This window comes from Pseudomonas sp. Y3 TE3536 (assembly GCF_053629175.1).
Window position 1 is genome coordinate 3,771,639 of the sequence record NZ_JBRJHU010000001.1, and the last position, 13,034, is coordinate 3,784,672.

The 13,034-nt window shown below is 62.5% G+C and carries 15 protein-coding genes; 3 read left to right on the plus strand and 12 right to left on the minus strand.

Features of this window, described 5'->3' with window-relative positions; translation table 11 throughout:
- Positions 1-22: 22 nt before the first annotated feature.
- The 10 genes from AB7M33_RS17075 to ccoN (AB7M33_RS17120) form a co-directional block, all read right to left on the minus strand.
- Positions 23-550, minus strand: coding sequence for a FixH family protein (locus AB7M33_RS17075; protein WP_085272544.1), 528 nt, complete (start codon positions 548-550; stop codon positions 23-25).
- A gap of 15 nt (positions 551-565) precedes the next feature.
- Entirely contained in the window at positions 566-1,981 is a 1,416-nt protein-coding gene (gene ccoG / locus AB7M33_RS17080) for a cytochrome c oxidase accessory protein CcoG (RefSeq protein WP_027592927.1), read from the minus strand.
- A 299-nt stretch (positions 1,982-2,280) separates the two neighbouring features.
- Complete coding sequence (gene ccoP, locus AB7M33_RS17085) at positions 2,281-3,261, minus strand: cytochrome-c oxidase, cbb3-type subunit III (RefSeq protein WP_027592926.1); 981 nt, start codon at positions 3,259-3,261, stop codon at positions 2,281-2,283.
- Entirely contained in the window at positions 3,258-3,455 is a 198-nt protein-coding gene (locus AB7M33_RS17090) for a CcoQ/FixQ family Cbb3-type cytochrome c oxidase assembly chaperone (RefSeq protein WP_033699345.1), read from the minus strand. The genes ccoP (AB7M33_RS17085) and AB7M33_RS17090 overlap by 4 nt, the downstream gene beginning before the upstream one ends.
- Before the next feature lie 5 nt (positions 3,456-3,460).
- A complete protein-coding gene (gene ccoO, locus AB7M33_RS17095; RefSeq protein WP_003254286.1) occupies positions 3,461-4,069 on the minus strand; it encodes a cytochrome-c oxidase, cbb3-type subunit II in 609 nt (202 codons plus the stop codon).
- Complete coding sequence (gene ccoN, locus AB7M33_RS17100; RefSeq protein ID WP_027592924.1) at positions 4,069-5,511, minus strand: cytochrome-c oxidase, cbb3-type subunit I; 1,443 nt, start codon at positions 5,509-5,511, stop codon at positions 4,069-4,071. Before ccoN (AB7M33_RS17100) ends, ccoO (AB7M33_RS17095) begins: the two co-directional genes overlap by 1 nt.
- Before the next feature lie 454 nt (positions 5,512-5,965).
- Entirely contained in the window at positions 5,966-6,907 is a 942-nt protein-coding gene (gene ccoP, locus AB7M33_RS17105) for a cytochrome-c oxidase, cbb3-type subunit III (protein WP_027592923.1), read from the minus strand.
- Entirely contained in the window at positions 6,904-7,098 is a 195-nt protein-coding gene (locus AB7M33_RS17110; protein WP_454243163.1) for a cbb3-type cytochrome oxidase subunit 3, read from the minus strand. The genes ccoP (AB7M33_RS17105) and AB7M33_RS17110 overlap by 4 nt, the downstream gene beginning before the upstream one ends.
- A gap of 5 nt (positions 7,099-7,103) precedes the next feature.
- Complete coding sequence (ccoO, locus tag AB7M33_RS17115; RefSeq protein WP_454243164.1) at positions 7,104-7,712, minus strand: cytochrome-c oxidase, cbb3-type subunit II; 609 nt, start codon at positions 7,710-7,712, stop codon at positions 7,104-7,106.
- 13 nt (positions 7,713-7,725) lie between these two features.
- Positions 7,726-9,150 (minus strand): cytochrome-c oxidase, cbb3-type subunit I, encoded by a 1,425-nt coding sequence (ccoN, locus tag AB7M33_RS17120; RefSeq protein ID WP_027592920.1) that lies wholly within the window; start codon positions 9,148-9,150, stop codon positions 7,726-7,728.
- A gap of 49 nt (positions 9,151-9,199) precedes the next feature.
- On the opposite strand from ccoN (AB7M33_RS17120), the gene AB7M33_RS17125 reads away from it, so the two are divergent.
- A complete protein-coding gene (locus tag AB7M33_RS17125) occupies positions 9,200-9,892 on the plus strand; it encodes an alpha/beta family hydrolase (protein WP_085272546.1) in 693 nt (230 codons plus the stop codon).
- A gap of 113 nt (positions 9,893-10,005) precedes the next feature.
- Here the strand turns inward: AB7M33_RS17125 and ppnP are convergent, their stop codons facing one another.
- Together ppnP and AB7M33_RS17135 are read right to left on the minus strand one after the other, a co-directional pair.
- On the minus strand, positions 10,006-10,290 hold the full coding sequence (gene ppnP / locus AB7M33_RS17130) for a pyrimidine/purine nucleoside phosphorylase (RefSeq protein WP_027592918.1): 285 nt from the start codon (positions 10,288-10,290) through the stop codon (positions 10,006-10,008).
- A 73-nt stretch (positions 10,291-10,363) separates the two neighbouring features.
- The gene (locus AB7M33_RS17135; RefSeq protein ID WP_027592917.1) at positions 10,364-10,915 is read right to left on the minus strand and encodes an exonuclease domain-containing protein; all 552 of its coding nucleotides are present in this window, start codon (positions 10,913-10,915) and stop codon (positions 10,364-10,366) included.
- A 171-nt stretch (positions 10,916-11,086) separates the two neighbouring features.
- On the opposite strand from AB7M33_RS17135, the gene AB7M33_RS17140 reads away from it, so the two are divergent.
- Together AB7M33_RS17140 and AB7M33_RS17145 are read left to right on the plus strand one after the other, a co-directional pair.
- Complete coding sequence (locus AB7M33_RS17140; RefSeq protein ID WP_454243165.1) at positions 11,087-11,887, plus strand: substrate-binding periplasmic protein; 801 nt, start codon at positions 11,087-11,089, stop codon at positions 11,885-11,887.
- Between the two features lie 63 nt (positions 11,888-11,950).
- A complete protein-coding gene (locus AB7M33_RS17145; RefSeq protein WP_454243166.1) occupies positions 11,951-12,964 on the plus strand; it encodes a GNAT family N-acetyltransferase in 1,014 nt (337 codons plus the stop codon).
- Positions 12,965-13,034 lie beyond the last annotated feature (70 nt).

The window sequence follows — 13,034 nt, forward strand, 5'->3', positions numbered from 1 at the left end:
CACAGGGGCAGTGGTGTCGCGATTATTTGTGTTCTGCGCCTAGCAACGCTTCATCGCCCAGCTGCAGGGTCACACCATGCTCCACCTTTTCTTCCTCGAACAACCGCCACACCTGCCCTTGCTGGCTGCCCAGCAACTCGACGAAGCGCCGCCCTTCGACCTTGTCGTCCAGTTGCCCGACATAGCGCCCAGCCTCGGCACGGGTTAGCGCCACCTTGCGGTCCTTGTCCGGCTGGGTGGGCGAGATCAGGTTCAGTTCCAGCGTTTGCGGGTCGCTGTCGCCCGTCAGGCGCAGGTCGACTTCGCCGGTCAGCTCATCCAAATGCACGCTGGCCTTGAGGTTCAAGGTCTGGGCCAGCAGCTCACGGTCCAGCGAGCGGTTGATGCCTTTGCCGGCCTCGTAGTAGTTGTCGTTGACCAGGTTGTCCGGGTTGCGCACGGCAATGCTGACCATGGTCAGGCTCAGGCACACCGAGGTGGTGAGGATGCCGATGATGATCCAGGGCCAGAGGTGCTTGTACCAGGGGCTGGCGGCGGTGGCGGCAGGCATTGTCGATAATCTCTCTCAGCGGATCTGTGGGCCGATGAAGCGGCTCTTGGCTTCAACCTGGGCGTCGCTGTCATCGGCGCTCTTGAGGATGAAGGTGATTTCGTTGGTGGTCGATGGCAGTTTCTCGGGCGCTATCGACAGCTGCACGGGCAGGCTGACGATGTCACCGGCCGCCACGCGGATCTCGCGCTGGCCTTCGAGCTTGAGGTCTGGCAGGCCGGCGGCATCGAGCACGTAGACGTGGTCGCGTTGGTCTTTGTTCATGACCTTGAGGCTGTAGACGTTCTCGATCCGGCCCTGGGCGTTTTCGCGGTACAGCACGCGGTCCTTGCTGACGTCGAAGCCGACCAGCGAGCGGGTGGCGAAGGCGGTGGCCAGGGCGCCGATCATGACCAGCAGCACCAGCGCATAGCCGATCAGCCGAGGGCGCAGCATGTGGGTTTTCTGCCCCGACAGGTTGTGCTCGGTGGTGTAGCTGATCAGCCCTTTGGGGTAGTTCATCTTGTCCATGATGGTGTCGCAGGCGTCGATGCACGCGGCGCAGCCGATACACTCGATCTGCAGGCCGTCGCGGATGTCGATGCCGGTGGGGCAGACCTGCACGCACATCGTGCAGTCGATGCAGTCGCCCAGGCCTTGGGCCTTGTAGTCGATGTCTTTTTTACGCGGGCCACGGGTTTCGCCACGGCGCGGGTCGTAGGACACGATCAGCGTGTCCTTGTCGAACATCACGCTCTGGAAGCGTGCATAGGGGCACATGTACACGCACACCTGCTCGCGCAGCCAACCGGCGTTGCCGTAGGTGGCGAGGGTGAAGAAACCGACCCAGAAGTAGGCCCAGCCATCGGCTTGGCCGGTGAAGAACTCGATGGCCAGCTCACGGATCGGCGAGAAGTATCCGACAAAGGTCATGCCGGTGACGAAACCGATCAGCAGCCACAGGCTGTGCTTGGCGAATTTGCGCAGGAACTTGTTGCCGCTCATGGGGGCGCGGTCGAGCTTCATGCGCTGGTTGCGGTCACCCTCGGTGACTTTTTCGCACCACATGAAAATCCACGTCCACACGCTTTGCGGGCAGGTATAGCCGCACCACACCCGGCCGGCATACACGGTGACGAAGAACAGGCCAAACGCGGCGACGATAAGGATGCCTGACAGGAGGATGAAGTCCTGGGGCCAGATGGTGGCGCCGAAGATGTAGAACTTGCGCTCGGGCAGGTTCCACCAGACGGCCTGGTGACCGCCCCAGTTCAGCCACACGGTGCCGAAGTAGAGCAGGAACAGTACTGCACCGCCGACCATGCGCAGGCGGCGGAACACGCCTGTGAAGGCGCGGGTGTAGATTTTCTCGCGGGAGGCGTAGAGGTCGACGGAATCCTTCCCTTTGTTGGCAGGCGGGGTGACGTCATGTACCGGAATTTGCTTGCTCATCATCAAGTCCCACGGCAGTGGAGAAATGCCGCGGCCAGTGCATGCCGGCCGCAGTCTCGCGCAATCTGCTAGCGCTCTGCGACCCATGATACGCCTGTGATGGCACCCAGGGGTTGCACTGCGACCTTTAGTCGCGTTGGGTTCGTGGTATGAATCGTGATATGGCGGGTGTCAATTGATCCAGGTCAGCTTGTGCTGGATTCTTCGCGGGTAAACCCGCTCCCACAGGGACCCCGCTGCCCTCAGGCTCGGCGAGATACCTGTGGGAGCGGGTTTACCCGCGAAGAGGCCGGACCTGCTTACTCAGCCTTTTGAGGCTCCTGCTCCTGATGCGACAGGCTATACACATACGCCGCCAGCAAATGCACCTTGTCGTTGCCCTGCAGTTGTTCCTGCGCCGGCATCTGCCCTTGGCGGCCGTAGCGAATGGTCTGCTGAAGTTGGGCAAAGCTCGAGCCGTAGATAAACGCCTGCGGATGGGTCAGGTTTGGCGCACCCATGGCCGGCGTACCCTTGCCCTCTGGCCCGTGGCAGGCGACGCAGTTGGCGGCGAAGATCTTCTGCCCGTTTTCGGCATCGGCCTTGGCGCCTTCCGGCAGGGTGCGGCCATCGAGCTTGCTGACCACAAAGGCTGCCACATCGGCAACGCCTTGCTCGCCGATCACCTCGGACCAGGCCGGCATCACGCCGTGGCGACCGCCCATGATGGTGGTCTTGATGGTTTCCGGCTCACCGCCCCAACGCCAGTCGTTGTCGGTCAGGTTGGGGAAACCGTAGGCGCCCTTGGCGTCGGAGCCGTGGCACACCGAGCAGTTGGAAGCGAACAGCCGTGCGCCCATTTTCAGGGCCTGTGGGTCTTTGGCGACTTCCTCGATGGGCATCGCGGCGAACTTGGCGAAGATCGGCCCGAAGCGGGCATCGGCCTTGGCCATTTCCTTTTCCCACTCGTGCACACCGGTCCAGCCCGGCTGGCCGTTGGCAAACTCGGTCTGCTTGTCGGTGTCCAGGTACGAATAGCCCGGCAGCATACCTTTCCAGTTACCCAGGCCTGGGTACAGCACCAGGTAGCCGAGGGCGAAGATGATGGTGCCGACGAACAGCCAGAACCACCATTTGGGCAGCGGGTTGTCATATTCCTCGATGCCATCGAAGGCATGCCCGACGGTCTCGTCGGTGACCTCTTCGCGCTGGCCCTTGCGGGTCGACAGCAGCAGCCAGGTCAGTGAGAAGATGGTGCCCAGGGTCAGGACGGTGACGTACAGACTCCAGAAGGTTGTCATTGTTTTTTGCTCCCAGAAGCTTTTGCTTGCGCTTGCTCGACGTGCCGGGTGGCTTCGGGATCATCCGCGAAGGGCAACCGGGTCGCCTCGTCGAACTCCTGCTTGCGCCGTGGGTTGAACACCCACAGCGCCAGGCCTACGAAGGCCACCATCACCACGACGGTGCCCAGGCCGCGAATCATCCCGATATCCATCAGCGTCACCGTTTGCTTTTGATGATGGTGCCAAGACCCTGCAGGTACGCGACGATGGCGTCCATCTCGGTCTTGCCCTTGACCGCGTCCCGCGCGCCGGCAATGTCGGCGTCGGTGTACGGCGTGCCGAGGGTCCGCAGGACTTCCATCTTCTTCGCGGTGTCCTTGCCGTCGAGTTTGTTCTCGACCAGCCATGGGTAGGACGGCATCTTCGATTCGGGCACCACGTTGCGCGGGTTGTACAGGTGCGCGCGGTGCCAGTCGTCAGAGTAGCGGCCGCCCACCCGGGCCAGGTCCGGGCCGGTGCGCTTGGAGCCCCACAGGAAGGGGTGGTCCCACACGCTTTCACCGGCCACCGAGTAATGGCCGTAGCGCTCGGTCTCGGCGCGGAACGGGCGGATCATCTGCGAGTGGCAGCCCACGCAGCCTTCGCGGATGTAGATGTCGCGGCCTTCAAGCTCCAGCGCGGTGCGCGGCTTCATGCCTTCAACGGGTTTGTTGGTGACGTCCTGGAAAAACAGCGGGACGATCTGGGTCAGGCCACCGACGCTGACGGCGATGACCATGAAGAAGGCCAGCAGGCCTATGTTCTTCTCGACGGCTTCATGCTTCATCAGTGCGCTCCCACGACGACGATCTTGGCGGCTTCATCTGCTTCAACCGGGTTGGCCGCGCGTACGGTGCGGAACACGTTGTAAGCCATCAGCAACATGCCCGAGGCGAAGAATGCACCGCCCAGCGCGCGGACGATGTAGCCCGGGTGGCTGGCCTGCAAGGCTTCGACGAAGGAGTAGGTGAGCGTGCCGTCATCGTTGATGGCGCGCCACATCAGGCCCTGGGTGATGCCGTTGACCCACATCGAGGCGATGTACAGCACGGTGCCGATGGTCGCCAGCCAGAAGTGCGCGTTGATCAAGCCGACGCTGTGCATCTGTGCCCGGCCATACAGCTTGGGAATCATGTGGTACACCGCGCCGATCGAGATCATCGCTACCCAACCAAGGGCGCCGGCGTGGACGTGGCCGATGGTCCAGTCGGTGTAGTGCGACAGCGAGTTCACGGTCTTGATGGCCATCATCGGGCCTTCGAAGGTGGACATGCCGTAGAACGCCAGCGATACCACGAGGAAGCGCAGGATCGGGTCGGTGCGCAATTTATGCCAGGCACCGGACAGGGTCATCATGCCGTTGATCATGCCACCCCAGCTTGGCGCCAGCAGGATGATCGACATCACCATGCCCAGCGACTGTGCCCAGTCGGGCAGGGCGGTGTAGTGCAGGTGGTGCGGGCCGGCCCAGATGTACAGGGTGATCAGCGCCCAGAAGTGCACGATCGACAGGCGATACGAGTAGATCGGCCGCTCGGCCTGTTTGGGCACGAAGTAGTACATCATCCCCAGGAAGCCGGTGGTGAGGAAGAAGCCCACGGCGTTGTGGCCGTACCACCACTGGATCATGGCGTCAGTGGCGCCGGAGTAGGCCGAGTACGACTTGAACAGACTGACCGGCAGCGAGATGTGGTTGACGATGTGCAGCATCGCGGTGACCACGATGAATGCGCCGTAGAACCAGTTGCCGACGTAGATGTGCTTGGTCTTGCGCTTGACGATGGTGCCGAAGAACACCAGCCCGTAGGTCACCCAGACAATGGCCAGCAGGATCGCCAGTGGCCATTCCAGCTCGGCGTATTCCTTGGTGGTGGTGTAGCCCATCGGCAGGGTGATCAGTGCGCCGACGATCACCGCTTGCCAACCCCAGAAGGTGAAGGCCGCCATGCTGTCGGAGATCAGCCGGGTCTGGCAGGTGCGCTGCACTACGTAGTAGCTGGTGCCGAACAACGCACAGCCGCCGAAGGCGAAGATCACCAGGTTGGTGTGCAACGGGCGCAGGCGGCCGAAGCTGGTCCAGGGCAGGTCCAGGTTCAGTTGCGGCCATACCAGTTGCGAGGCGATGAAAACGCCGAGGCCCATGCCAAGGATCCCCCAGACCACCGTCATGATGGCGAACTGGCGGACGACCTTATAGTTATAAGCAGTCGGACTGATTGCTGTGCTCATTCTAAGGTTCCACGGTTTTGATGTTCTTGTTGGTCGAAAAATCGGCGCCAGTATCGATAACCCCTCGGGTTACCGCAACGCAACTTTGGTACGCCGACCCGTGTCCAAGCCCGTCCACCTGTGTCCAGCGGTGTTGGGTTCGAACGATTGTACACAAATAAATATTTGTAATGTGTACCGTTTTTCATCTTTTTCTGATCGATCGGTCAGGCTTTTTTGTCGGACGGCACCAGGCTATGCGCCGCGTCTGCTTCGCTGGATTGGCAGCGAAGCCCACTGAGGCAACAAGCTTAGTTCGGTTAGGGGGGGGTGCAAGGGGAGGGGTATGGCGGGGAAGGGCGCGGGGGCTGCTTTGCAGCCCATTCGCAGCACAAGGCTGCGCCTACAAGAAGCATGCGATCGCCTGTAGGAGCAGCCTTGCGCTGCGAATGGGCCGCAAAGCGGCCCCCTGGTATTACTTAACAGTCACTGCTTCAGGCGCGTCACCGTGCGACAGGCTATACACATAAGCCGCCAGCAAGTGCACCTTGTCATTGCCCTGGATCTCGGCCTGTGCCGGCATCTGCCCCTGGCGACCATAACGAATGGTCTGTTGCAACTGGGCGAAGCTCGAGCCGTAGATGAACGCCTGCGGGTGAGTCAGGTCAGGCGCGCCCATGGCTGGGGTGCCTTTGGCTTCAGGCCCGTGGCAGGCCACGCAGTTGCCGGCGAAGATTTCCTTGCCCTTGGCCGGGTCGGCCTTGACCCCTTCCGGCAAGCTGCGGCCATCCAGGTTGGTCAGCACGAACGCCGCCACATCGGCCACGCCCTGCTCGCCAATGACCTCGGCCCAAGCCGGCATCACGCCGTGGCGACCGTTCATGATCGAGGCCTTGATGGTCTCCGGCTCGCCGCCCCAGCGCCAGTCCTTGTCGGTCAGGTTGGGGAAGCCATAGGCGCCTTTGGCGTCCGAGCCGTGGCACACCGAGCAGTTGGAGGCGAACAGGCGGCTGCCCATCTTCAGGGCTTGCGGGTCCTTGGCCACTTCCTCGACCGGCATGGCCGCGTACTTGGCGAAGATCGGCCCGAACTTGGCATCGGCCTTGTCCATTTCCTTCTGCCATTCGTTTACCCCGGTCCAGCCGTTGTCGTAGCCCGGCAGGATGCCTTTCCAGTTACCCAGGCCTGGATAGAGGATCAGGTAGCCGACCGAGAACACCAGGGTGCCCACGAACAACCAGAACCACCACTTGGGCAGCGGGTTGTCGTATTCCTCGATGCCATCGAAGCTGTGGCCCATGGTCTGGTCGGTGGTGTCGGTACTCTGGCCCTTGCGGGTCGACAGCAGCAGCCAGGTAAGGCCGATCAAACTGCCGATGGTCAGTACGCTGATGTACGTACTCCAGAAGGTGGTCATTGCCCGGAACTCCTCTTGGCAGCAGGTTCCTGCCCGGCAGGGGGCAGGCGGTCGTCGACGAAGGGCAGCAGGCGCGCTTCGGCGAAATCACGGTCGCGGCGGCGGTTGAATACCCAGAGCGAGAGGCCGATGAAGGCGATCATCACCACCAGGGTGCCCAGCCCGCGGATCATGCCGATGTCTATATCCATCGCACTCACCTCTTGTTCTTGATCGCGGTGCCGAGCACCTGCAGGTAAGCGACCAGCGCGTCCATCTCGGTCTTGCCCTTGACCGCGTCGCGGGCACCGGCGATGTCCGCGTCGGTGTACGGCACACCGAGGGTTCGCAGGGTGCGCATCTTGGATTCGGTGTGGCTGTTGTCGACCTGCTCGGCGACCAGCCACGGGTAGGACGGCATCTTCGACTCGGGCACCACGTTGCGCGGGTTATACAGGTGCGCGCGGTGCCAGTCGTCCGAGTAGCGGCCGCCCACGCGGGCCAGGTCCGGGCCGGTGCGCTTGGAGCCCCACAGGAACGGGTGGTCCCACACGCTCTCGCCAGCGACCGAGTAATGGCCGTAGCGCTCGGTCTCGGCGCGGAATGGGCGAATCATCTGCGAGTGGCAGCCGACGCAGCCTTCGCGGATGTAGATGTCGCGGCCTTCCAGTTGCAGCGCGGTGTAGGGCTTCATGCCTTCGACCGGCTTGTTGGTGACGTCCTGGAAGAACAGCGGGACGATCTGGGTCAGGCCGCCGATGCTGACGGCAAACACCATCAGCAGCGCCATCAGGCCGATGTTTTTCTCGATGACTTCATGTTTCATCAGGCGTGTCTCCTCAGGCCAGCTGGGCGTTCGCAGGGGCGGCGTCAGTGGCTGGCGCACGCACCGTGCGCCAGGTGTTCCAGGCCATCAGGAACATGCCACTGAGGAAGATCGCACCGCCGACGAAGCGCACGATGAAGCCAGGGTGGCTGGCCACCAGGGTTTCGACGAACGAGTAGGTGAGCGTGCCGTCGCTGTTGACCGCGCGCCACATCAGGCCCTGGGCGATGCCGTTGACCCACATCGAGGCGATGTACAGCACGGTGCCGATGGTCGCCAGCCAGAAGTGCGCGTTGATCAGGCCGATGCTGTGCATCTGCTCTTTGCCGAACACTTTGGGGATGGTGTGGTACAGCGCGCCGATCGAGATCATCGCCACCCAACCAAGGGCGCCGGCGTGGACGTGGCCGATGGTCCAGTCGGTGTAGTGCGACAGGGCGTTGACCGTCTTGATGGCCATCATCGGGCCTTCGAAGGTGGACATGCCGTAGAACGCCAGCGATACCACGAGGAAGCGCAGGATCGGGTCGCTGCGCAATTTATGCCAAGCGCCAGAGAGGGTCATCATGCCGTTGATCATGCCGCCCCAGCTCGGTGCCAGGAGGATCAGCGACATCACCATGCCCAGCGACTGGGCCCAGTCGGGCAGCGCGGTGTAGTGCAGGTGGTGCGGGCCGGCCCAAATGTACAGGGTGATCAGTGCCCAGAAGTGCACGATCGACAGGCGATAGGAATACACCGGCCGCTCGGCCTGCTTGGGCACGTAGTAGTACATCATCCCCAGGAAGCCTGCGGTCAGGAAGAAGCCCACCGCGTTGTGGCCGTACCACCACTGGACCATGGCGTCGGTGGCGCCCGCGTAGACCGAGTAAGACTTGGTCAGGCTGACCGGCAGCTCCAGGTTGTTGATGATGTGCAGCATCGCCACGGTCAGGATGAAGGCCCCGAAGAACCAGTTACCCACGTAGATATGCTTGGTATTGCGCTTCATCAGCGTGCCGAAGAACACGATGGCGTAGCAGACCCAGACAATGGTGATCAGGATGTCGATCGGCCATTCCAGCTCGGCGTATTCCTTGGAGCTGGTGTAGCCCAGCGGCAGGCTGATGGCCGCGAGCAAGATCACCAGTTGCCAGCCCCAGAAGGTGAACGCGGCCAGTTTGGGTGAAAACAGGGTGGTCTGGCAGGTACGTTGCACCGAATAATACGAGGTGGCGAACAGTGCACAGCCGCCGAAGGCGAAGATCACCGCATTGGTATGCAGGGGGCGCAGGCGGCCGAAGCTGGTCCAGGGGAGGTCGAAGTTGAGGGACGGCCAGGCGAGCTGGGCGGCGATGAAGACGCCGAGCCCCATCCCGACGATTCCCCACACCACCGTCATGATGGCGAATTGGCGGACCACCTTGTAGTTGTAGGCGGTACTGCTGGTTGTGTTCATGTATGGGTTCCCATCCACGGTTATTGGCAGGCTATAGAGCGAGGCAAGCATGATTAATGGGCAAAGTGCCGGTATTGACGGGGATCAATGGGCGAAGGTCGGAAATGTCCCAGGCTTGCGCTGCGATCTTCCGCAAATTCAAGGGGATGACGGCTACAAAGGCTGTCTGATCCTGGCCCATGGTGCCGGTGCGCCGATGGACAGCGGGTTCATGGACGAGATGGCGCAAAGGCTCGCGGCGCTTGGGGTCGGGGTGATTCGCTTCGAGTTCCCGTACATGGCCGAGCGCAGGGTGAACGGCGGCAAGCGGCCGCCCAATCCGCAGAAGGTGCTGCTGGAATGCTGGCGCGAGGTGTACCGGCAGGTGCGACCTTTGGTCACAGGTAAGCTGGCCATCGGTGGCAAGTCCATGGGCGGGCGCATGGCCAGCTTGTTGGCTGACGAGCTCGAAGCGGATGCACTGGTGTGCCTGGGGTATCCGTTCTATGCGGTGGGCAAGCCGGAGAAGCCCAGGGTCGAACACCTGGCGGGGCTCAAGACACCGACGTTGATCGTGCAGGGCGAGCGGGATGCGCTGGGTAACCGTGAGGCTGTGGCGGGGTATGCACTGTCACCGGCGATCGAGGTGAGCTGGCTGGTGGCGGGCGATCATGACCTGAAGCCGTTGAAGGCTTCGGGGTTCAGCCATGCGCAGCATTTGCAGGCGGCGGCTGAGAAGGTGGCGGGCTTTTTGTCGAAATAGTGCTGGATTCTTCGCGGGCAAGCCCGCTCCCACAGGTGTGGCACAGGACTCAAGCATTGTGATGTCCCTGTGGGAGCGGGCTTGCCCGCGAAGAGGCCGGTGCAGGCCAGCGTTTAGTCGCGGTACTCGCACAGGTAGGCGGTATCCACTTTCACTTGCAGCTGGAACTTGCTGTCCGCGGCCACATTGAACTTGTCGCCAGCCTTGAAGGTTTCCCAGTTGTCGCTACCCGGCAGCTTGACGGTCAAAGCACCGGAAATCACATGCATGATTTCGCGCTTGGCTGTGCCGAACTCGTATTCGCCCGGTGCCATCACACCCACGGTGGCCGGACCTTCTTCGCTTGCGAATGCGATCGACTTGACGGTGCCGTTGAAGTACTCGTTGACCTGGAACATGGGCGACTCCTGAACAGGGGGATGAAAAAGGGCTGGCCAGTATGCCCAAGGCCATCCCCGTCGTCATCTGCTTTCAGGTGCCATTGGCCGGCAGGCTCAAGGGCAGTAGCCGCGCGGTATTGCGCGCATCTTCCAAGGCCCGGTGCTGCTGCCCGCAAAAGTGCATGCCGGCCAGTTGCAAGGCGCCATTGAGGCCGGTCGGCCGCTGCAGGTGACGGGCTTTGGCGAAGCGCTGCTTGAGGTTGATGTGCGGCACGTTGCGCAGCAGGCTGTCGAGCCCATGCTGTTGCCATTCCTGCAGCAACTGCTGGCGATCGTAGTCGCCCCAGCTGACCCAGGCCTGCAACTGCCCGCGGTGGTGCCCCAGCCAGCGCTCGAAGCGCGCCCACACCTCAGGGAAGGGCGCGGCGCTGTCGACGCTGGCCTGGCTGATGTGCGTGAGCTCGCGGCAAAACGGCGTCAGCTGTGGCCGCCGCCGGGGCCGTACGAAACGCTGGAAGTGGTCGACTTCGCGGCCTTCGCGGGTTACCAGGCTTGCACCGATTTCAATGATTTCCATCTCTGTGACCGGCCACCCACCATCGTCGGTGGTGGCTTCCAGGTCGATCACCAACCAATGGCCCATACCAGGCTCCCTTGCAGATCCTGCTAGAGCGTAGCCAATGTCTGGCCTTACGGCACCCCCTGGCAATTTGCCGCCTGCTTTGGCACTAAGGCGGGCGACCAGCAGTTGTGCCCTGTCCTGAAAACGCCTAGCTTAGGCGCAACCAGGTACGAACCGTGATGAGTGTGCGTCTTGACTCCAGCGCCCGGCTTAAAGGCCTTGCCCATTCTGCTGATGCTGGCCGCGCTCTGGCTGGCGATACCGGGCTGGGCTGCCGACGCGATCGAAGTGAAGATCGGCGCCGCGCACTTCCCGCCTTACACCGTACGCCCCGAGCAGGGGGCCGACACCGGTCTGTTGCCGCAGTTGGTCGCAGCCCTGAACCGTGCGCAGCAGGGCTACCATTTTGTGCTGGTGCCCACCTCCATCCAGCGGCGCTTTGGCGATTTGCAGCAGGGCCGCACCGACATGGCGATCTTCGAGAACCCGCAATGGGGCTGGCAGGGCATTGCTCACCAGACCGTGGACATGGGCCTGGAGGATGCCGAGGTGTTCGTTGCCAGCCAGGCCAACGGCCGTGACCCGCGGTACTTCGATGAGCTGCGCGGCAAGCGCCTGGCGCTGTTCAACGGCTATCACTACGCCTTCGCCCGCTTCAATGCCGACCCTGACTACTTGCGTAAAGCCTTCAACGCGACCCTGACCTACTCCCACGACAGCAACCTGCTGATGGTGCAGGCTGGCCGTGCCGACATCGCCCTGGTCACCCGTTCGTACCTAAGCGACTTTCTGCAGCGCAACCCCGACAGCCAGGCGCAACTGGTGGCATCGCAGCGTATCGACCAGGTCTATCACCACTACGCCTTGCTACGCCCGGGCGCACCCATCGGCGAGCAGTCGTTCGCGGCCCTGATGCGTGCCCTGCGCGACAACGGGGAACTGACGCGTATCTTCCAGCCCTACCGGATCACGGTGCAGGCGCCGCGCGACTAAATTCCGCTGCAGCGGCAACGTTTTCCACGGTGAGCCTTCTTTTCATCTTCGTGAGCCAAGACCATGCCGTTCGATGCCGCTTCGCAGCCACTGTCACCGCCACGCTGGCGCACCCTCAGCGCCGATGAGGGCGATAGCTGGCTGAGCCTGACCCTGGAAGGGCGCCCGCTGATCCAATTGCGGCTGGTGCCGGGTGCGTGCCTGGAAGTGCACCTGCAAAGCCTTTGCCCAGAGCGCCCTTATCAGGCCCTGTGGGCCGCCTGCTATTGGCTGCTATCGCGTGATGTTGCTTGCCAGCGCCTGGCTTGGCACCTGCCCGAGGGCGTGCCACAGGCGCTCGCCAGCGGCCTGTTGCTGCCCGGCGAGCAGCCGGGCGTGTACCTGTGCGAGCGTGCGCTGTTCTGGCAGTTGCCCCAGCCTTGGCTCGGCGACACGGCTGCGAGTGTTTACCCGCAGCAGATGCAGATCAGCAACGGCAAGCGCCATCCGCGCCGGGCACCCAAGCCCCGTGGCGAAGTGTACCGGCGCTTCGATGCGCGCCTGGGCAGTTGGGTGTCGCTGCGCGCACTGGAAATCGATCAGGACTTGGAGCGCTTCAGCCGCTGGCAGAACAACCCCCGGGTCGACGCGTTCTGGCAGGAAAGCGGCTCTTTACAGCAGCACCGTGAATACCTGGAAAAGCTGGAAGCCGACCCGCATACCCTCACGCTCATCGGCTGCTTCGACGATGAGCCGTTCGCCTACTTCGAGGCGTATTGGGCAAAGGAAGACCGGATTGCGCCGTTCTACTTGGCCGATGATTACGACCGCGGCATTCACATGTTGGTAGGGGAGGAGGCGCACCGTGGGCCGCACAAAGTGGCCAGCTGGTTATCGGCGCTGGTGCACTACCTGTTCCTCGATGACCCGCGCACCCAACGGGTGGTGGCCGAGCCGCGGGCGGACAACGGCAAGATGATCGGCTACATGCACGATCAGTGTTTCCATTGCGACAAAGAATTCGACTTCCCGCACAAGCGCGCGGCGCTGATGATTTTGGGGCGGGAGCGGTTTTTCGATCAGTGTACCTTGGTCTGAGATTGCTGGGGGCGCTTCGCACCCCTTTCGCGACGCAAGGCCGCTCCTACAAGAGATCGCGCCGTTGTAG